At 65.4% G+C, this 19044-nt stretch carries 16 protein-coding genes; 14 read left to right on the plus strand and 2 right to left on the minus strand.

Annotation, left to right across the window (positions count from 1 at the left end):
- The first annotated feature begins 73 nt into the window (after nucleotides 1–73).
- The 10 genes from CAG41_RS03500 to trpE all read left to right on the plus strand — a co-directional run bounded on the left by CAG41_RS03500 (nucleotide 74) and on the right by trpE (nucleotide 12574).
- A complete protein-coding gene (locus tag CAG41_RS03500; RefSeq protein ID WP_085636818.1) occupies nucleotides 74–2470 on the plus strand; it encodes a PAS domain S-box protein in 2397 nt (798 codons plus the stop codon).
- Between the two features lie 48 nt (nucleotides 2471–2518).
- Nucleotides 2519–3160, plus strand: coding sequence for a response regulator transcription factor (locus CAG41_RS03505; protein WP_170929946.1), 642 nt, complete (start codon nucleotides 2519–2521; stop codon nucleotides 3158–3160).
- Nucleotides 3161–3570: 410 nt separating this feature from the next.
- On the plus strand, nucleotides 3571–4695 hold the full coding sequence (locus CAG41_RS03510) for an ABC transporter ATP-binding protein (RefSeq protein WP_085586250.1): 1125 nt from the start codon (nucleotides 3571–3573) through the stop codon (nucleotides 4693–4695).
- Between the two features lie 47 nt (nucleotides 4696–4742).
- A complete protein-coding gene (locus CAG41_RS03515) occupies nucleotides 4743–5786 on the plus strand; it encodes an ABC transporter substrate-binding protein (protein ID WP_085586248.1) in 1044 nt (347 codons plus the stop codon).
- Between the two features lie 154 nt (nucleotides 5787–5940).
- Nucleotides 5941–7188 carry an ABC transporter permease gene (locus tag CAG41_RS03520; RefSeq protein WP_085586246.1) on the plus strand — a complete coding sequence of 416 codons (1248 nt, stop codon included), beginning with the start codon at nucleotides 5941–5943 and terminating at the stop codon, nucleotides 7186–7188.
- 13 nt (nucleotides 7189–7201) lie between these two features.
- Nucleotides 7202–8026, plus strand: coding sequence for an ABC transporter permease (locus tag CAG41_RS03525; RefSeq protein ID WP_085586244.1), 825 nt, complete (start codon nucleotides 7202–7204; stop codon nucleotides 8024–8026).
- A 246-nt stretch (nucleotides 8027–8272) separates the two neighbouring features.
- Nucleotides 8273–9421 carry an iron-containing alcohol dehydrogenase gene (locus CAG41_RS03530; RefSeq protein WP_085706706.1) on the plus strand — a complete coding sequence of 383 codons (1149 nt, stop codon included), beginning with the start codon at nucleotides 8273–8275 and terminating at the stop codon, nucleotides 9419–9421.
- 112 nt (nucleotides 9422–9533) lie between these two features.
- A complete protein-coding gene (gene rpe / locus CAG41_RS03535) occupies nucleotides 9534–10208 on the plus strand; it encodes a ribulose-phosphate 3-epimerase (protein ID WP_085586240.1) in 675 nt (224 codons plus the stop codon).
- Nucleotides 10205–11023: a phosphoglycolate phosphatase gene (locus CAG41_RS03540; protein ID WP_085629932.1), complete on the plus strand. Its 819-nt coding sequence runs from the start codon at nucleotides 10205–10207 to the stop codon at nucleotides 11021–11023. Before rpe ends, CAG41_RS03540 begins: the two co-directional genes overlap by 4 nt.
- 72 nt (nucleotides 11024–11095) lie before the next feature.
- A complete protein-coding gene (trpE, locus tag CAG41_RS03545; RefSeq protein ID WP_085586235.1) occupies nucleotides 11096–12574 on the plus strand; it encodes an anthranilate synthase component I in 1479 nt (492 codons plus the stop codon).
- 69 nt (nucleotides 12575–12643) lie between these two features.
- Here trpE and estP read toward each other — a convergent pair whose 3' ends face one another.
- Entirely contained in the window at nucleotides 12644–14554 is a 1911-nt protein-coding gene (gene estP, locus CAG41_RS03550) for an esterase EstP (protein WP_085629928.1), read from the minus strand.
- Between the two features lie 428 nt (nucleotides 14555–14982).
- Between estP and CAG41_RS03555 the strand changes: the two genes are divergently transcribed.
- From CAG41_RS03555 to CAG41_RS03570, 4 genes are all read left to right on the plus strand, one after another.
- Entirely contained in the window at nucleotides 14983–15576 is a 594-nt protein-coding gene (locus CAG41_RS03555) for an aminodeoxychorismate/anthranilate synthase component II (RefSeq protein ID WP_085586231.1), read from the plus strand.
- Between the two features lie 9 nt (nucleotides 15577–15585).
- On the plus strand, nucleotides 15586–16635 hold the full coding sequence (gene trpD, locus CAG41_RS03560; RefSeq protein ID WP_085586230.1) for an anthranilate phosphoribosyltransferase: 1050 nt from the start codon (nucleotides 15586–15588) through the stop codon (nucleotides 16633–16635).
- Nucleotides 16632–17468, plus strand: coding sequence for an indole-3-glycerol phosphate synthase TrpC (gene trpC, locus CAG41_RS03565; protein ID WP_085586228.1), 837 nt, complete (start codon nucleotides 16632–16634; stop codon nucleotides 17466–17468). The genes trpD and trpC overlap by 4 nt, the downstream gene beginning before the upstream one ends.
- A 133-nt stretch (nucleotides 17469–17601) precedes the next feature.
- The gene (locus CAG41_RS03570) at nucleotides 17602–18297 is read left to right on the plus strand and encodes a lipoate--protein ligase family protein (protein ID WP_085706707.1); all 696 of its coding nucleotides are present in this window, start codon (nucleotides 17602–17604) and stop codon (nucleotides 18295–18297) included.
- A 10-nt stretch (nucleotides 18298–18307) separates the two neighbouring features.
- Here CAG41_RS03570 and crp read toward each other — a convergent pair whose 3' ends face one another.
- The gene (crp, locus tag CAG41_RS03575; protein WP_085586224.1) at nucleotides 18308–18952 is read right to left on the minus strand and encodes a cAMP-activated global transcriptional regulator CRP; all 645 of its coding nucleotides are present in this window, start codon (nucleotides 18950–18952) and stop codon (nucleotides 18308–18310) included.
- Nucleotides 18953–19044: the final 92 nt, after the last annotated feature.

Here is a 19044-nt window from a genome sequence, read left to right on the forward strand (position 1 = left end):
CGGTTATTCCAGGCCAGAAAGTATCCCGGCAGCCTAATGGGTTGGTCAGAATTTGTCAGTGTACGAGACTTCGATGATGCGATTTTGCTGCCTGTGGGTTATCGGCTGTTTGTGGTTTCCCTTGATGGGCTGGGCCGCGCCTGCGCCCACGGCCCATGCCGCGCAGTTGACAACCGGCGAGCGGCAATGGCTGGCGCAGCACCGCGAGTTGCGGGTCGGCCTGGTGCTGCAGGCGCCGTATGCGCAGTACGACCGGCGCCTGCAGCGGTTGTCCGGGCCCAACGTCGACCTGATGAACTGGCTGGCCAAGGCCCTCGACGTCGAACTGACCTGGCGTAACTTCCCTGACCTGGCGCAGTTGGAGGCCGCCGCCCAGGACGGCGAGATCGACATCGCGCCGGGCCTGACCCAGACGCCGGCTGCGCTGCGCCTGTGGCAGTTCTCCGATCCGTACATGCGCGTGCCGCAACTGGTGGTCAGCGACCAGAAGGCCGGCGGCACGGTGGAGCTGGAGAAGCTCGACAGCCAGACCCGCGTCGCCGTGCGCATGCCGAGCGTGACGGCGGACTATCTGCGCAGCAACTACCCGCACCTCAACCTGCAAGGCGTGCCGATGGAGCGTCAGGCCCTGCAATTGCTGCTCAGCCAGCAGGCCGGCTACGCGGTGGTCGACGAGGCGCAGCTGGGGCGCCTGTCGGTGGAGCCGGAGTTCTCCGGTCTGGTGGTGGTCGGCGACATCGGCCTGCCGCAATTGCTGCGGGTGGCCACGCGCCGGGACTGGCCGGAGCTGGCCGGCATTGTCGAAAGCGCGCTGCGGTCGGTTCCGGCCAAGGATCTGGAGCGTCTGCACAGCCGCTGGCTGCAGCCCAAGTATCCGCGGCTGACGGAGTCGCCGGGGTTCTGGCAGAACCTGAGCCTGCTGTTCGCGGTGCTGCTGCTCATCTGCGCGGCCCTGGTGGCCTGGCAGCGGCGCCAGCAGCACAGCCTCGAACAGCGCCTGCTGGCCGCACGGGAGGACATCGCCCTGCGCGCCGCCAGCGAAGAGGCCCTGCGCCTGACCCAGTTCTCCATCGACCAAAGCACCGTCGGCATCCTCTGGGTCAACTGGGACAGCCATGTGCGCTACGCCAACCGGGCGGCGGAGACCATGCTCGGCTATCCGCCGGGCGGGATCATCGAGCGTCCCCTGATCGACTTCGAACCGGGCCTGCACATGGATCGTTGGCTGAACCTGTGGAAGCGCGCCAGGACCCGCGAGGAAGAACCGCTGAGCTTCGAAAGCCTGTGCGTGCGGGCCGACGGCAGCGTGCTGCCGGCGGATGTGTCGCTGAGTTTCCTCAGGTTCCGCGACAGCGAGTACCTGGTGGTCTACCTCACCGACGTCACCGAACGCCGCCGGGCCCTGGCGGCCTTGCAGGAAAGCGAAGCGCGGCTCAAGGGCATCGCTGCCAACGTGCCGGGCCTGGTGTTCCGGCTGGAGCGGGCGCCGGTGACCGGGCAAATCGATTTCGCCTACATCAGCGAAGGCAGCGAGACCCTGGTGGGCTACGCCCCGGCCGCCATCGCCCACCGCGACATGGGCCTGCGCAGCCTGGTGCATCCGGATGACCGGGCCAGCTATCACCAGACCCAGGACCGCGCCCTGGACACCGACAGCGACTGGTCGTGGCAGGGCCGCATCCTCACCCGCCAGGGCGAGCAGCGCTGGGCCGAGATCAAGGCGATCACCCGTCGACTGGAGGACGGTGCCTACGTCTGGGACGGCATCGTCTGGGACATCAGCGAAAGCAAGCGCATCGAACTGGAGCTGGCGGCTTCCCGCGAGCAGCTGCGTGAACTGTCGGCGCACCTTGAGAGCGTGCGCGAAGAGGAAAAGGCGCGCATCGCCCGGGAAGTGCACGATGAGCTGGGGCAAATGCTCACGGTGCTGAAACTGGAGACATCGATGTGCGAACTGGCCTACGCGCAGCTCGACCCTGGCCTGCACGAACGCCTGAACAGCATGAAGCGCCTGATCGCCCAGCTGTTCCAGTTGGTGCGCGACGTGGCGACGGCGCTGCGCCCGCCGATCCTCGACGCCGGGATCGCGTCGGCCATCGAGTGGCAGGCCCGGCGCTTCGAGGCGCGCACCCAGATCCCGTGCCTGGTGCAAGTGCCGGACAACCTGCCGGCCCTCAGCGACGCCAAGGCCGTCGGCCTGTTCCGGATCCTCCAGGAGGCGCTGACCAATGTCATGCGCCATGCCCAGGCGCATACTGTGGAAGTGACGCTGGCCCTTGAAGGCGACGAACTGTGTCTGACGGTCAGTGACGATGGCGTAGGATTTGTCGCCGCAGCCGGCCGGCCGACATCGTTCGGCCTGGTGGGCATGCGCGAGCGGGTGTTGATCATGGGCGGCAGCCTGCAGCTCGACAGCGAGCCGGGAGAGGGCACCAGCCTGGTGGTGCGGGTGCCGGTGAATGAGGCCTGACGGTGCGGCGCCTTGTCCGCGAATGAAATGGGCTCTGAAACAACAAGAATGGAGAGCGACGTGATCCGTGTACTGGTAGCCGAAGACCACACCATCGTGCGCGAGGGCATCAAGCAATTGATCGGCCTGGCCAAGGACCTGCAGGTGGCGGGGGAGGCGAGCAATGGCGAACAGTTGCTCGACACCCTGCGCAACGTGCCGTGCGAGGTGGTGCTGCTGGACATCTCGATGCCGGGCGTCAACGGCCTGGAGGCGATTCCGCGGATCCGTGCGCTGAACAACCCGCCGGCGATCCTGGTGCTGTCGATGCACGACGAGGCGCAGATGGCCGCCCGGGCGCTGAAGGTCGGCGCCGCCGGCTACGCCACCAAGGACAGCGACCCGTCGCTGCTGCTGACCGCCATCCGCAAGGTCGCGGCGGGCGGGCGCTACATCGACCCGGAACTGGCCGACCGCATGGTCTTCGAAGTCGGCCTGACCGATGCCCGGCCGTTGCATTCCTTGCTGTCGGAGCGCGAATTCTCCGTGTTCGAACGCCTGGCCCAGGGCGCCAACGTCAACGACATCGCCCAACAACTGGCCTTGAGCAGCAAGACCATCAGCACCCACAAGGCGCGGCTGATGCAGAAGCTCAACATCACCTCCCTCGCTGAACTTGTGAAGTACGCCATGGAACACAAGCTGCTCTGACCTTTGCCGTTGCCCTGTGGCCGCCATCGCCAGCAGGCTGGCTCCCACAGGGGGTTTGGTTGAACGCAACGTTTGCGGTCACTGTAGAACCCTGTGGGAGCGGGCTTGCCCGCGAAGGGGCCGTCACATTCAACACCCATGCTGGCAGGTCCGACGCTTTCGCGGGCAAGCCCGCTCCCACAAGGAAAGGTGTCGGCATATCCATCCGCGACACGGCCCCTGCCCGCACTGGCGGCACGTAGCTGCAAGCGTGCCGCTGCATTTGCCCAAACGCGCCATCCTTGTAGGGCGATCCCTACCCCCAACCTTCCATCCGGCTGAGGCGAATCTCTCCTGCACCCCGATTTGCGCGGCTGGGGACAGCCACTAGGCTTAAGCCCACAGCAGTCATCAACAACAAAGGTGCGGGTATGAGCCAGGTCGAAACAAACGCAGGGGCCAGCGATGTGCTGGTCAGCTTTCGTGGAGTGCAGAAGAGCTACGACGGCGAGAACCTGATCGTCAAAGACCTCAACCTGGACATCCGCAAAGGCGAGTTCCTGACCCTGCTCGGGCCGTCCGGGTCGGGCAAGACCACCAGCCTGATGATGCTCGCCGGCTTCGAGACGCCGACAGCCGGGGAAATCCTGCTGGCGGGCCGTGCGATCAACAACGTGCCGCCGCACAAGCGCGACATCGGCATGGTGTTCCAGAACTACGCCCTGTTCCCGCACATGACCGTGGCCGAGAACCTGGCGTTCCCCTTGACCGTGCGCGGCCTGAACAAGAGCGACGTCACCGACAAGGTGAAGAAGGCCCTGGGCATGGTGCAGCTCGATGCGTTCGCCCAACGCTATCCGGGGCAGTTGTCCGGCGGCCAGCAGCAGCGTGTGGCCCTGGCCCGCGCCTTGGTGTTCGAGCCGCAATTGGTGCTGATGGACGAACCTCTGGGCGCCCTCGACAAACAGCTGCGCGAACACATGCAGATGGAGATCAAGCACCTGCACCAGCGCCTCGGCGTGACCGTGGTCTACGTGACCCACGACCAGGGCGAAGCCCTGACCATGTCTGACCGCGTCGCGGTGTTCCACCAGGGCGAGATCCAGCAGATCGCGCCGCCGCGCACCCTCTACGAAGAGCCGAAGAACACCTTCGTCGCCAACTTCATCGGCGAGAACAACCGCCTCCACGGCCGACTGGTCAGCCAGGACGGTGAGCGCTGCGTGGTCGAGCTCGGCCGCGGGGAGAAGGTCGAGGCGCTGGCGGTCAACGTCGGCCAGAGCGGCGAGCCGGTGACCCTGTCGATCCGTCCGGAGCGGGTGAGCCTCAACGGCTCCAGCGACCGCTGCGTCAACCGCTTCTCCGGACGGGTGGCCGAATTCATCTACCTGGGCGACCACGTCCGGGTGCGCCTGGAAGTCTGCGGCAAGACCGACTTCTTCGTGAAACAGCCGATCGCCGAGCTCGATCCTGCGCTCAGCGTCGGCGACGTGGTGCCGCTCGGCTGGCAGGTCGAGCACGTCCGCGCGCTCGACCCTCTTCAAGAGGCGCATTGATCGCCCCCGCAACACCAACACCAACCTGCACGTGGAGAGAACAATAAATGTTGAGATCCCTGAAGTTCACCGCCCTGACCCTGGGCCTGATGGGTGCGGCAAGCGCCATGGCCGCAGGTCCCGACCTGACGGTGGTGTCGTTTGGCGGTGCGAACAAGGCCGCGCAAGTCAAAGCCTTCTACGCCCCGTGGGAAGCGGCGGGCAACGGCAAGATCGTCGCCGGCGAGTACAACGGCGAGATGGCCAAGGTCAAGGCCATGGTCGACACCAAGAGCGTGTCGTGGGACCTGGTGGAGGTCGAGTCGCCGGAACTGTCCCGCGGTTGCGACGAAGACATGTTCGAACAGCTCGACCCTGCGCTGTTCGGCAAGGGCGAAGACTACGTCAAGGGCGCGATCCAGCCGTGCGGCGTCGGCTTCTTCGTGTGGTCGACCGTGCTGGCCTACAACGCCGACAAGCTCAAGACCGCACCGACCAGCTGGGCCGATTTCTGGGACACCAAGAAATTCCCGGGCAAGCGCGGCCTGCGCAAGGGCGCCAAGTACACCCTCGAATTCGCTCTGATGGCCGACGGCGTCGCGCCCAAGGACGTCTACAAGGAGCTGGCCAGCAAGAACGGCCAGGATCGTGCCTTCAAGAAACTGGACGAGCTGAAGCCGAACATCCAGTGGTGGGAAGCCGGCGCCCAGCCGCCGCAGTACCTGGCCTCCGGTGACGTGGTCATGAGCTCGGCCTACAACGGCCGGATCGCGGCGGTGCAGAAGGAATCCAACCTCAAGGTCGTATGGAACGGCGGCATCTACGACTTCGACGCCTGGGCCATCCCGAAAGGCCTGGACAAGGCCCGCGCGGAAGCGGCGAAGAAGTTCATCGCGTTCTCGGTGCAGCCGCAGCAGCAGAAGACCTACTCGGAAAACATCGCCTACGGTCCGGCCAATACCCAGGCAGTGCCGCTGCTGGCCAAGGATGTCCTGAAGGACATGCCGACCACCCCGGAAAACATCGCCAACCAGGTGCAGATCGACGTCAGCTTCTGGGCTGACAACGGCGAGCAGCTGGAGCAGCGCTTCAACTCCTGGGCAGCGAAGTAACACGCCCCGCAGGGGTGGGTTCGCCCCCACTCCTGCGGGAGCGAGCCTGCCCGCGAAAGCGCTCGTCCGGTCAGCCTGAAAGTTGTACGTGCTGACCTCTTCGCGAGCAGGCTCGCTCCCACATTACCGATCCTGAAGATTTGCGGAGTACGTCATGGCCATCGCCGTTCCCCTGAACGAGGGCAACAGCCCCACCTTGAAGCAGCGGCTCAAGCACGCCGAGCGGGTCAACCGCTGGAAGGCCCAGGCGCTGATCGCGCCGCTGGTGCTGTTTCTGTTGCTGGTGTTCCTGGTGCCGATCGTGGCGCTGCTCTACAAGAGCGTCGGCAACCCGGAAGTGGTCGGCGGCATGCCGCGCACCGTGGCGGCCATCGCCGGCTGGGACGGCCGCGGCCTGCCCGCCGAAGCGGTCTACAAGGCGGCCGGCGAAGACCTCGCCGAGGCCCGCAAGAATCAGACGCTGGGCGATCTGTCCAAGCGCTTGAACATGGAGTTGGCCGGCTACCGCAGCCTGCTGACCAAAACCGCCCGGGGCCTGCCGTTCGCCACCGAACCCGCCTCCTATAAAGAAGCGCTGGAAGGCCTCGACGAACGCTGGGGCGATCCGGCCTACTGGCAAGCGGTGAAGCGCAACACCAGCAGCCTCACCCCGTTCTACCTGCTGGCGGCGGTCGATCACCGCATCGACGACCTCGGCGAACTGGCCCCGGCCACCCCGGACCAGGCGATCTACCTGGACATCTTCGCCCGCACGTTCTGGATGGGGCTGGTCATCACCGGCATCTGCCTGGTGCTGGCCTATCCGCTGGCGTACCTGCTGGCGAACCTGCCGTCGCGCCAGAGCAACCTGCTGATGATCCTGGTGCTGCTGCCGTTCTGGACCTCGATCCTGGTGCGGGTCGCCGCGTGGATCGTGCTGCTGCAGTCGGGCGGCCTGATCAACAGCGCGCTGATGGCCATGGGCATCATCGACAAGCCGCTGGAACTGGTGTTCAACCGCACCGGGGTCTACATCTCGATGGTGCACATCCTGCTGCCGTTCATGATCCTGCCGATCTACAGCGTGATGAAGGGCATCTCGCCGACCTACATGCGCGCCGCGATTTCCCTCGGCTGCCATCCGTTCGCCAGCTTCTGGCGGGTGTACTTCCCGCAGACCTACGCCGGCGTCGGCGCCGGTTGCCTGCTGGTGTTCATCCTCGCCATCGGCTACTACATCACCCCGGCGCTGCTGGGCAGCCCGAACGATCAGATGGTCAGCTACTTCGTCGCGTTCTACACCAACACCAGCATCAACTGGGGCATGGCCACCGCGCTCGGCGGGCTCTTGCTCCTGGCCACCGTGGTGCTTTATCTGATCTACAGCTGGCTGGTGGGCGCAAGCCGCCTGCGCCTGGGTTAAGGGGAATACCGAGATGCTGAGTCCTTACATGTCGCCCGTCGAACGGGTGTGGTTCTACAGCCTGCGGATCCTCTGCGGCCTGATCCTGCTGTTCCTGATCCTGCCGGTGCTGGTGATCGTGCCGCTGTCGTTCAACTCGGGGAGTTTCCTGGTGTACCCGCTGCAGGGCTTCTCGCTGCAGTGGTACCACGATTTCTTCGCCTCGGCCGAATGGATGCGTTCGCTCAAGAACAGCATCATCGTCGCCCCGGCCGCGACCGTGCTGGCGATGGTGTTCGGCACCCTGGCGGCCATCGGCCTGACCCGCGGGGACTTCCCCGGCAAGTCGCTGGTGATGGCGCTGGTGATTTCGCCGATGGTGGTGCCGGTGGTGATCATCGGCGTGGCCAGCTACCTGTTCTTTGCGCCGCTGGGGCTGGGCAACAGCTTCTTCTCGCTGATCGTGGTGCATGCGGTGCTGGGGGTGCCGTTCGTGATCATCACCGTGTCCGCGACCCTGCAGGGCTTCAACCACAACCTGGTGCGCGCCGCCGCCAGCCTCGGCGCCTCGCCGCTGGTGACCTTCCGCCGGGTGACCTTGCCGTTGATCGCGCCGGGGGTGATCTCCGGGGCGCTGTTCGCCTTCGCGACGTCGTTCGACGAGGTGGTGGTGACCCTGTTCCTCGCCGGCCCCGAGCAGGCGACGCTGCCCCGGCAGATGTTCAGCGGCATCCGCGAAAACCTCAGCCCGACCATCGCCGCCGCCGCCACGCTGCTGATCGCCTTTTCGGTGATCCTGCTGCTGACCCTGGAATGGCTGCGCGGGCGCAGCGAGAAACTGCGTACCACCCAGGTCTGAGGCCGTCCCATCCACTGCGGGAGCCACTGTCTTGCGGCGCCTTCACCGGCGCCATCGCCAGCAGGCTGGCTCCCACAGGGATACTCGCTGGATACGGCATCCGCATTCAACGCAGCCAACATTGTGGGAGCCAGCCTGCTGGCGATGGCATCCGCGCGGCGGCCATTCATGCGCTGAATGGCAGACAACCCCGAATCCCCAGCTACGCTTGTGCTCAGCTCCCATATCTATAAGAGGCTGCGCACAATGAGTCTTTCCTCGTTCAAGATCGCTCACAAACTGATCACCGGCGCCGGGGCCATCGAGCAACTGGCGGCGGAACTGACGCGGCTGGATGTCGACAACCCGCTGATCGTCACCGACGCCGCGCTGGTCAAGTCCGGCACCGTGGCGCTGGCGCTGGCGCAGATGGGCGGGCGCGACTACGAGATCTTCGACCGGGTGCAGCCGGATCCGGAAACCGCCATCGTCGAGGACTGCATGCGCACCTACCGCGAGGGCGGGCACGACGGGCTGATCGGCCTGGGCGGCGGCAGCGCCATCGACATCGCCAAGAGCGTCGCGGCGTACGCCGGCTACCACGGGGCGCTGGAGGACCTGTTCGGCGTCGACCAGGTGCCGCGCAAGGGGCCGCCGCTGATCGCCATCCCGACCACCGCCGGCACCGGTTCGGAGGTCACCAACGTCGCGATCCTCTCGGACAAGGCCGCGCAGCTGAAAAAGGGCATCGTCAGCGACTACCTGTTGCCGGACGTGGCGCTGGTCAGCCCGCAGATGACCCTGACCTGCCCGCGCGGCGTCACCGCCGCCAGCGGCATCGATGCCCTGGTGCATGCCATCGAATCCTACCTGTCGGTCAATGCCTCGCCGATCACCGATTCCCTGGCCATCGGCGCGATCCGGCTGATCGCCAAGGCGTTGCCCAAGGCCTACGCCAACGGCGCCAACCTGCTGGCCCGGGAAGACATGGCCACCGCCAGCCTGATGGCCGGCATGGCGTTCGGCAATGCCGGGGTGGGCGCGGTGCATGCGCTGGCCTACCCGCTGGGCGGGCGCTTCAACGTCGCCCATGGCCTGAGCAATGCGTTGCTGCTGACCCATGTCATGACCTGGAACAAGATGGCCTGCGTCGAGCGGATGCAGGATATCGCCGAAGCCATGGGGGTGAAGACCGCCGGCCTGAGCCTCAACGAAGCGGCGGACAAGGCCGTGCAGGCCATGGCCGAGCTGTGCGCGGCGGTGGAGGTTCCGGCGGGGCTGCGCAGCGTCGGCGTCACGCAGGAGGCGATCCCGGCCATGGCCGTGGAGGCCGCCGGGATCGAGCGCCTGATGCGCAACAACCCGCGCCGGCTCAGTGCCGCCGACATCGAGAAGATCTACCGCGCAGCCTACTGAGGCGCGGCGGCCGTCCGTCATGGCACAACCCAATCATCGCGGTCACGGTGCGCGCGCCAAAGCATGAGGCTACAATGCGCGCCATCGTGATTTGGCTCAGAAAAGGTGCGTCATGCAGCCCTTCGTAATTGCTCCGTCGATTCTCTCCGCCGACTTCGCCCGCCTGGGCGAGGAAGTGGACAACGTCCTGGCCGCCGGCGCCGACTTCGTTCACTTCGATGTCATGGACAACCACTACGTGCCGAACCTGACCATCGGCCCGATGGTCTGCGCGGCGCTGCGCAAGTACGGCGTCACCGCACCGATCGACGCGCACCTGATGGTCAGCCCGGTGGACCGCATCGTCGGCGACTTCATCGAGGCCGGCGCCACCTACATCACCTTCCACCCGGAAGCCTCGCTGCACGTCGACCGTTCGCTGCAGCTGATCCGCGAAGGCGGCTGCAAGTCGGGCCTTGTGTTCAACCCGGCCACCCCGCTGGACGTGCTCAAGTACGTGATCGACAAGGTCGACATGGTGCTGCTGATGAGCGTCAACCCAGGCTTCGGCGGGCAGAAGTTCATTCCCGCCACCCTCGACAAGCTGCGCGAGGCGCGGGCGATCATCGACGCGTCGGGCCGCGACATCCGCCTGGAGATCGACGGCGGCGTCAACGTCAACAACATCCGTGAGATCGCCGCGGCCGGCGCCGACACCTTCGTGGCCGGCTCGGCGATCTTCAACGCGCCGGACTACAAGGAAGTCATCGACAAGATGCGTTCCGAACTGGCGTCGGCCCGTCCATGAGCGGTTTTGAGCAGCTGTTCCCGGGGCAACTGCCGCGGTTGGTGATGTTCGATCTGGATGGCACGCTGATCGATTCGGTTCCTGACCTGGCGGCCGCTGTGGACAACATGCTGCTCACCCTCGGCCGCGAGCCTGCTGGCCTTGAGGCGGTGCGCGAATGGGTCGGCAACGGCGCGCCGGTGCTGGTGCGCCGGGCGCTGGCCGGCGGTCTGGACCATTCGGCGGTGGACGACGCCGAGGCCGAGCGGGCGCTGGAGGTCTTCATGGAGGCCTACGGCGCCAGCCATGAGCTGACCGTGGTCTACCCCGGCGTGCGCGACACCCTCAAATGGCTGCACAAGCAGGGCGTGGCCATGGCCCTGATCACCAACAAGCCGGAGCGTTTCGTCGCGCCGCTGCTGGACCAGATGAAGATCGGCCGCTACTTCAAGTGGATCATCGGCGGCGACACCCTCCCGCAGAAGAAGCCGGACCCGGCGGCGCTGTTCTTCGTCATGAAGATGGCCGGCATCCCGGCCTCGCAGTCGCTGTTCGTCGGCGACTCGCGCAGCGATGTGCTGGCGGCGAAAGCGGCGGGGGTCAAGTGCGTCGGCCTCACCTACGGTTACAACCACGGGCGGCCGATCGCCGAGGAGTCCCCGGCGCTGGTGATCGACGATTTGCGCACGCTAATTCCCGGTTGCCTGGATCCGGCCGCTGGGATAACGTTGCCCGACGCTTCTCAATCCCCTTCTGGAAACGCCATCGTGGTGGTCACCCGCAAACTCTGGATGAAAGTCATCAAGGCCCTGGCCCGTTGGCGTTGGCGCGCCTGACGTGATCCTGGCCGGCCCTGCCGGCGCGTTTGCACACCTGACCGATTTGCACCTCACACCACGAGGCACCCCATGATCCGCGAAGAATTCCTGCGCCTGGCCGCTGCCGGCTATAACCGCATCCCGCTGGCCTGCGAAACCCTGGCCGACTTCGACACGCCGCTGTCGATCTACCTGAAACTGGCCGACCAGCCCAACTCCTACCTGCTCGAATCGGTGCAAGGCGGCGAGAAGTGGGGCCGCTACTCGATCATCGGCCTGCCGTGCCGCACCGTGCTGCGGGTCCATGACCACCACGTGAGCGTCACCGTCGACGGCGTCGAGACCGAAAGCCACGACGTCGAGGATCCGCTGGCGTTCGTCGAGGCCTTCAAGGCCCGCTACAACGTGCCGACCATCGCCGGCCTGCCGCGCTTCAACGGCGGCCTGGTGGGCTACTTCGGCTACGACTGCGTGCGCTACGTGGAAAAACGGCTGGGCAAATGCCCGAACCCGGATCCGCTGGGTGTGCCGGACATCCTGCTGATGGTCTCCGACGCCGTGGTGGTGTTCGACAACCTCGCCGGCAAGATGCACGCCATCGTCCTGGCCGATCCGTCCCGGGCCGACGCCTATGAGCAGGGCCAGGCGCAACTGCAGGCCTTGCTGGAGAAACTCCGTCAGCCGATCACCCCGCGCCGGGGCCTGGATTTCGGCAAGCAACAGGCGGCCGAGCCGGTGTTCCGCTCCAGCTTCACTCAAAACGACTACGAAAAAGCCGTCGACACCATCAAGGAATACATCCTGGCCGGCGACTGTATGCAGGTCGTGCCGTCCCAGCGCATGTCGATCGACTTCAAGGCCGCGCCCATCGACCTGTACCGCGCGCTGCGCTGCTTCAACCCGACGCCGTACATGTACTTCTTCAACTTCGGCGACTTCCACGTGGTCGGCAGTTCGCCGGAAGTGCTGGTGCGGGTCGAGGACAACCTGATCACCGTGCGCCCGATCGCCGGCACCCGCCCGCGCGGGGCCACCGAAGAGGCGGATCTGGCGCTGGAAGAGGACCTGCTGTCGGACGACAAGGAAGTCGCCGAGCACCTGATGCTGATCGACCTGGGCCGCAACGACACCGGGCGCGTCTCGGAAGTCGGCTCGGTGAAGCTCACCGAGAAGATGGTCATCGAGCGCTATTCCAACGTGATGCATATCGTCTCCAACGTCACCGGCCAACTGAAGGAAGGCCTGACCGCGATGGACGCGCTGCGGGCGATCCTGCCGGCCGGCACCTTGTCCGGCGCGCCGAAGATCCGCGCGATGGAAATCATCGACGAGCTGGAACCGGTCAAGCGCGGCGTGTACGGCGGCGCGGTGGGTTATTTCGCCTGGAACGGCAACATGGACACCGCCATCGCGATCCGCACGGCGGTGATCAAGGACGGTGAACTGCATGTGCAGGCCGGCGGCGGCATCGTGGCCGACTCGGTGCCGGCGCTGGAATGGGAAGAGACCATCAACAAGCGCCGGGCGATGTTCCGTGCCGTGGCGTTGGCCGAGCAGACCCCGGACTGACATCGGGTCACCCTCGCCACAAAAAGAAAGCGGCGCCTGAAAAGGCGCCGCTTTTTTGTTGCCTGCCTGTCAGAAGTCCAGGCTCACCCCGACATTCACCCCTTGCTGGGTGAAGTCGTCGTCCTTGCGGATGTTGTAGCTGGCACGCAGGGCGACTTCCTTGCTGAGGTTGTGGCTCACGCCCAGGTTCAGGCGGTTGAGGTTGGTCTGCGGCTTGTAGCCTTCGAGGGTGAAGCGGTTGTTCGGCAGGCTGTTGAGGTTGATGGTCAGGTCCTGGGCATCGTCGTTGTATTCGCGCTCATGGGCGAATTCGCCGAACACCTGGGTCTGTGCAGTGACCTGGTACTTGCCCTGGATGCCGAGGCCCAACCGGCGGGAGATGCGCGACTGGTCGTCGAAGGTCAGCGCCGTGGCGTCCGCGCCTTTTTCCGAGTAGCCATCCACCTGCGCCTTGCCGAAGTCGGCGCTGACGAACGGCGACAGGTGCCACGGACTGCTCGCCTCGGGCGCGATGTCGTAGCCCACGCGGCCGCCGATGGCCAGCACGTAGCCGTCGGTGTCGCCTTTCTCCCCGCGCTCGTTGACCCCCAGCTGGAACTTGCGCTTGAGGCTGTCGTAGTCCAGCCGGCCGGCGGTCATCGCCAGGTCGCCCCACCAGCGGTTCTGCTGGTACTGGGCGAACACGGTGCCCATGTAGGAATTGAGCTTGTAGTCCGAGTCGTTGTCGCCGGCCTCGAGCTTCTGGTGATAGAGCCCGGCCGCGACGCCGACGCGCCAGGCGTCGTCGAGGCGGTAGCTGGCGCCGATGTTCAGGTTGTAGCCGTTGCCGTCGGCGCTTGCCCCGGCGCTCTGGTCGTCGAAGTCCTGATGCTGGCCGCCGGCGGCCACGATGGCCCGCCATTGGCCCACGCCCTGCCAGTTCTCCCAGTCGGCCAGCCATTGGTTGCGCAGCTCGTCCTGGTGGGCGCGCAGCGAGCCCTGGGCCATTTCCGGCAGCAGGGTCAGTTCCCACGGCGCGGCCAGCAGCGAGTAGGCGTAATCGGCGATCAGGCGTTGCCCGGCCTCGGTCGGGTGCACCGAGTCGTTGAAGATCAGTTTGGTCGGATCCGGCGTGGCGCTGTTGATGCCGTACCGGGCGTTCTCGGTACAGCCGCTGCCGCTGAAGCAGGTGGCGACCAGGTTCTGGTCGGTGGCCAGGCCGAACTGGGCCGGGTTGGCGAACACTTCGCCCAGCAGCAGCGGAATGTTCAGCGGAATGATGTTGGCGTTGACGCCTTGCAGCTGGCTGACCAGTTCGTTGTTGAACTGGGCGCTGAGCTGCGACGTGAAGGCTTGCAGCGGCGAGCCGTTGATGGCCGGGGTCAGGCCGATGTCCGGCAGCAGCCAGACCATGATGTAGCGGGCGCCGGCGCCTTGCAGGGTCTGCACGCTGTCGACCAGTCGGTCGGCGGCGGCGCTGGCCTGGGCGAGGCTGGTGACACGGCCCTGGAGGAAGTCGTTGCCGCCCCCCGTCAGGTAGTACAGCGCGTTCGGATCGGCGCGAAAACCGTTGGACGGCAGGTAGCCGGTGCGGGTGCGTTCGCCGGAGGCGGACGAGCTGGTGATCGAGTCCAGGATCTGGTCGGTGCGGTAACCGCCGACGGCCCAGTTGTTGCCGTCCGGCAGGCCTTGGTTGGCGCGCACCGCCGAGTCGGCGGAGGCGGTCTGGTCCGGCGTGAAACCCAGCCGTCCGCCGAGCAGTTGGGTGGCGTTGAGCGAATAGAATTCGCCGCTGCCGTCCCGGTAGGCGGGACCTGTGCGGTTGGTGAAGCGCTTGCCCGAGCCGGCCGGGCCGCCGCTGTCGGTGAACGTCCCCGCGTCGCTGAGGCTGTCGCCGAAGACGACGAAATTCGAGTAAGGGTTTGGGGCGGCGACCGCCTGGGCGCAGGCCATCGCGAGCAAGCATCCGGCCAGCGGTACGAACAACGTCTGTTTGATCATGAGCAAGTCCGTTTATTTATTGTTGTAGTGAACGAAACGACAGTACCAAAAACATCCGGCGTTTTGCCATCTGTCGCGAACACTCCCCGGGTTTGACGCGCTTTGTCCGATTTGGCCGCCGGCCGGCCCCGCCATCATATTGCACGCTCTGCCCAGCTAAGTTACTGTGCCGGAACGTATGAACGAGACCTTCCCCGTGTTGATCGTCAGCAAACTCCTGGATCAAGTCATCAAGGCGCACGCCCGCTGGCGTTGGCGCGCCTGAATCTTCTCTGCCGGCCCCGCCGGATCTGTACTGCTTTGCCTTCCTTGCCTGTCTGAACCGCCGCTGTGCCGACGCGATCCGCGCGTCCGACATCGTGCAGCGCCCTGCGGGCAAACCGTTCGAAGGCTGTCTCCAAGCCAGAATTCAAGAGGTTCGAAACGCCATGTTGCTGATGATCGACAACTACGACTCCTTTACCTACAACGTTGTGCAATACCTCGGCGAACTGGGGGCCGAGGTCAAGGTCGTGCGCAACGACGAACTGACCGTCGCCCAGATCGAAGCGCTCAACCCGGAGCGCATCGTGGTGTCCCCGGGCCCCTGCACCCCGACCGAAGCCGGCGTCTCCATCGAGGCGATCAAGCACTTCGCCGGCAAGCTGCCGATCCTCGGCGTCTGCCTCGGGCACCAGTCCATCGGCCAAGCCTTCGGCGGTGACGTGGTGCGTGCCCGACAGGTGATGCACGGTAAGACTAGCCCGGTATTCCACGAGGACAAGGGCGTGTTCGCAGGCCTGAACCGGCCGTTGACCGTCACCCGCTATCATTCCTTGATCGTCAAGCGCGAGACCTTGCCCGACTGCCTGGAGCTGACCGCGTGGACGCAGCACGAGGACGGCTCGGTGGACGAGATCATGGGCCTGCGCCACAAGACCCTGAACATCGAAGGCGTACAGTTCCACCCGGAATCGATCCTGACCGAACAGGGCCATGAACTGTTCGCCAACTTCCTCAAACAGACCGGCGGCGTGCGCTAAGGACCTCTCATGAACATCAAGACAGCCCTGAGCCGCATCGTCGACCACCTCGACCTCAGCACCGATGAAATGCGCGATGTGATGCGCGAGATCATGACCGGCCAATGCACTGACGCGCAGATCGGCGCGTTCATGATGGCCATGCGCATGAAGAGCGAGAGCATCGACGAGATCGTCGGCGCGGTCTCGGTCATGCGCGAGCTGGCGGACAAGGTCGAACTCAAGACCCTCGACCGCGTGGTGGACGTGGTGGGCACCGGCGGCGACGGCGCCAACATCTTCAACGTCTCCACCGCCTCGTCGTTCGTCGTCGCGGCGGCCGGCTGCACCGTGGCCAAGCACGGCAACCGCGCGGTGTCGGGCAAGAGCGGCAGCGCCGACCTGCTGGAGGCCGCCGGCATCTACCTGAACCTGACCCCGACCCAAGTGGCCCGCTGCATCGACAACGTCGGCATCGGCTTCATGTTCGCCCAGACCCACCACAAAGCCATGAAACATGCCGCCGGCCCGCGCCGCGACCTCGGCCTGCGTACCCTGTTCAACATGCTCGGCCCGCTTACGAATCCGGCCGGTGTGAAGCATCAGGTGGTGGGCGTGTTCACGCCGGCCTTGTGCCGGCCGCTGGCCGAAGTCTTGCAGCGCCTGGGCAGCAAGCATGTGCTGGTGGTGCATTCGAAGGACGGCCTGGACGAGTTCAGCCTTGCGGCGCCGACCTTCGTCGCCGAGCTGAAGGATGGCCAGATCAGCGAATACTGGGTCGAGCCGGAAGACCTGGGCATGAAGAGCCAGAGCCTGCACGGCCTGTCGGTCGAAGGCCCGGAAGCGTCGCTGGCGCTGATCCGCGATGCGCTGGGCAAGCGCAAGACCGAGAGCGGCCAGAAAGCCGCTGAAATGATTGTGCTCAACGCCGGTGCGGCGCTGTACGCCGCCGACCTGGCCAGCAGCCTGAAAGAGGGCGTGGCGCTTGCGCACGACGCCCTGCACACCGGCCTCGCTCGGGAGAAGCTCGAGGAGCTGGGCGCCTTTACCGCGGTATTCAAAGTGGAGAATGAGGGATGAGTGTACCGACGGTTCTGGAAAACATTCTGGCCCGCAAGTTTCAGGAAGTCGCCGAGCGCAGCGCCCGTGTGAGCCTGAGCGAGCTGGAAAGCCTGGCCAGGACGGCCGATGCACCCCGTGGATTTGCCGGCGCGCTGCTGGCGCAGGCCAAGAAGAAACAGCCGGCGGTGATTGCCGAGATCAAGAAGGCTTCGCCGAGCAAGGGCGTGATCCGGGAGAACTTCGTGCCCGCCGACATCGCCAAGAGCTACGAGAAGGGCGGGGCGACCTGCCTGTCGGTGCTGACCGACATCGACTACTTCCAGGGCGCCGACGCCTACCTGCAGCAGGCCCGCGCGGCCTGTGCGCTGCCGGTGATCCGCAAGGACTTCATGATCGATCCGTACCAGATCGTCGAAGCCCGGGCCCTGGGCGCCGACTGCGTGCTGCTGATCGTCTCCGCCCTGGATGACGTGAAAATGAAGGAGCTGGCGTCGGTCGCCAAGGACGTCGGCCTCGACGTGCTGGTGGAAGTCCACGACGGCGATGAGCTGGAGCGCGCGCTGAAGACCCTCGACACGCCGCTGGTGGGGATCAACAACCGCAACCTGCACACGTTCGATGTCAGCCTGGAAACCACCCTCGACCTGCTGCCGCGCATCCCGCGCGACCGCCTGGTGATCACTGAGAGCGGCATCCTCAACCGCGCCGACGTCGAACTGATGGAAATCAGCGACGTTTACGCGTTCCTGGTCGGCGAAGCGTTCATGCGTGCCGAAAGCCCGGGCACCGAGCTGCAGCGCCTGTTCTTCCCGGAACGCGGCGTTCCGGTGAGCGGTTCGACCCTCGACTGATTTTCCGTTCGTCCAGTCAAGCTTTTCGCGAGCAGGCTCGCTCCTACAGGTTTTGCGCTGTCCCTGTGGGAGCGGGCTTGCCCGCGAAGGCGGCATAAGATTCACCTCAGACCGCAAGTCCCATGGAAACCTTATGATCCCCACCTCCCTGACCATTGAATCCGGACTGCAAGCCGAACAGGACTTGCTGGCCTCCGTCTGCGCCGGCGATTCCGAATGCGGCCTGCTGTTCTGGCAGCCGAGCGACCGGGCGCTGGTCATGCCGCGCCGCCTCAACCGCCTGCCCGGTTTCGATCGGGCCTGCGAAGTGTCGGCCGCGGCCGGCTGGCCCGTGCTGCTGCGGGAAACCGGCGGCGAACCGGTGCCGCAGTCGGCCTCGACCGTCAACATCGCACTGGTGTACGCGCCGCCGCGCAGTGAGGGCGACCTGAACCGGATCGAGACCGGCTATCGGCGTTTGTGCGATCCGATCTGCCAGCTGTTGGATGAGTTGGGTGGCATGTCTTCCCTGGGCGAGATCGGCGGTGCGTTCTGCGACGGCCGGTTCAACGTCAACCTCGACGGACGCAAGATGGTCGGCACCGCCCAGCGCTGGCGCCAGAGTCAGGGCGGTCAGCGGCCGGTGGGGCTGGTGCACGGGGCGATGCTGATGGATGACGAACGTGAGTCGATGGTCGCGGCCGTCAACCGCTTCAACGAAGCCTGCGGGCTGGAGCAGCGGGTGCGTGCGCAAAGCCACATTGCGCTGCATGAGAAATTTCCGGATGCGCAGGCCTTGGCGCGGCTCGACGTGCTCTTGCGGGCAATGCTGGCGCAAATCTACGCTTGAGCCTGCGGGCTCAGCGTGTCCCGAAGACCACCATGGTCTTGCCTTTCACGTCCACCAGGTTGCGGTCCTCGAGATCCTTGAGCACCCGGCCGACCATCTCCCGCGAGCAGCCGACGATCCGCCCGATTTCCTGACGTGTCACCTTGATCTGCATACCGTCCGGGTGGGTCATCGCATCGGGCTGCTTGCACAGTTCCAGCAGGCAGCGGGCCACGCGGCCGGTCACGTCGAAGAACGCCAAGTCGCCGACCTTGCGTGTGGTGTTGCGCAGGCGTTGTGCGATTTGTCCGCTGAGCACGTAAAGAATGTCCGGATCCTGTTGCGACAGTTCGCGGAATTTCGCGTAGCTGATTTCCGCGACTTCGCATTCGACCTTGGCCCGCACCCAGGCGCTGCGCTCCTGTTCCTGGCCGGCCTGTTCGAACAGCCCCAGTTCGCCGAAGAAGTCCCCGGCGTTGAGGTAGGCGATGATCATCTCCCGGCCGTCGTCATCCTCGATCAGGATCGTCACCGAACCCTTGATGATGAAGTACAGCGTGTCGGAACGGTCGCCGGCGCAGATGATGTTGCTCTTGGCCGCATGGCGGCGGCGCTGGCAATGCATCAACAGCTTGTCGAGGTTCTTGATTTTGGGGGTGGGGGTAATACCAACCATGGTTGTATCCCGAAAAGACTGCACGGTTATGTTTGATTTTTTTATGAGGCGCCGAGAGCGGTCGTTGACAGGTCGACCGGGCGTCAGTGATT

The organism is Pseudomonas sp. B35(2017) (genome assembly GCF_002113645.1).
GTDB classification, from domain to species: domain Bacteria; phylum Pseudomonadota; class Gammaproteobacteria; order Pseudomonadales; family Pseudomonadaceae; genus Aquipseudomonas; species Aquipseudomonas ekonensis.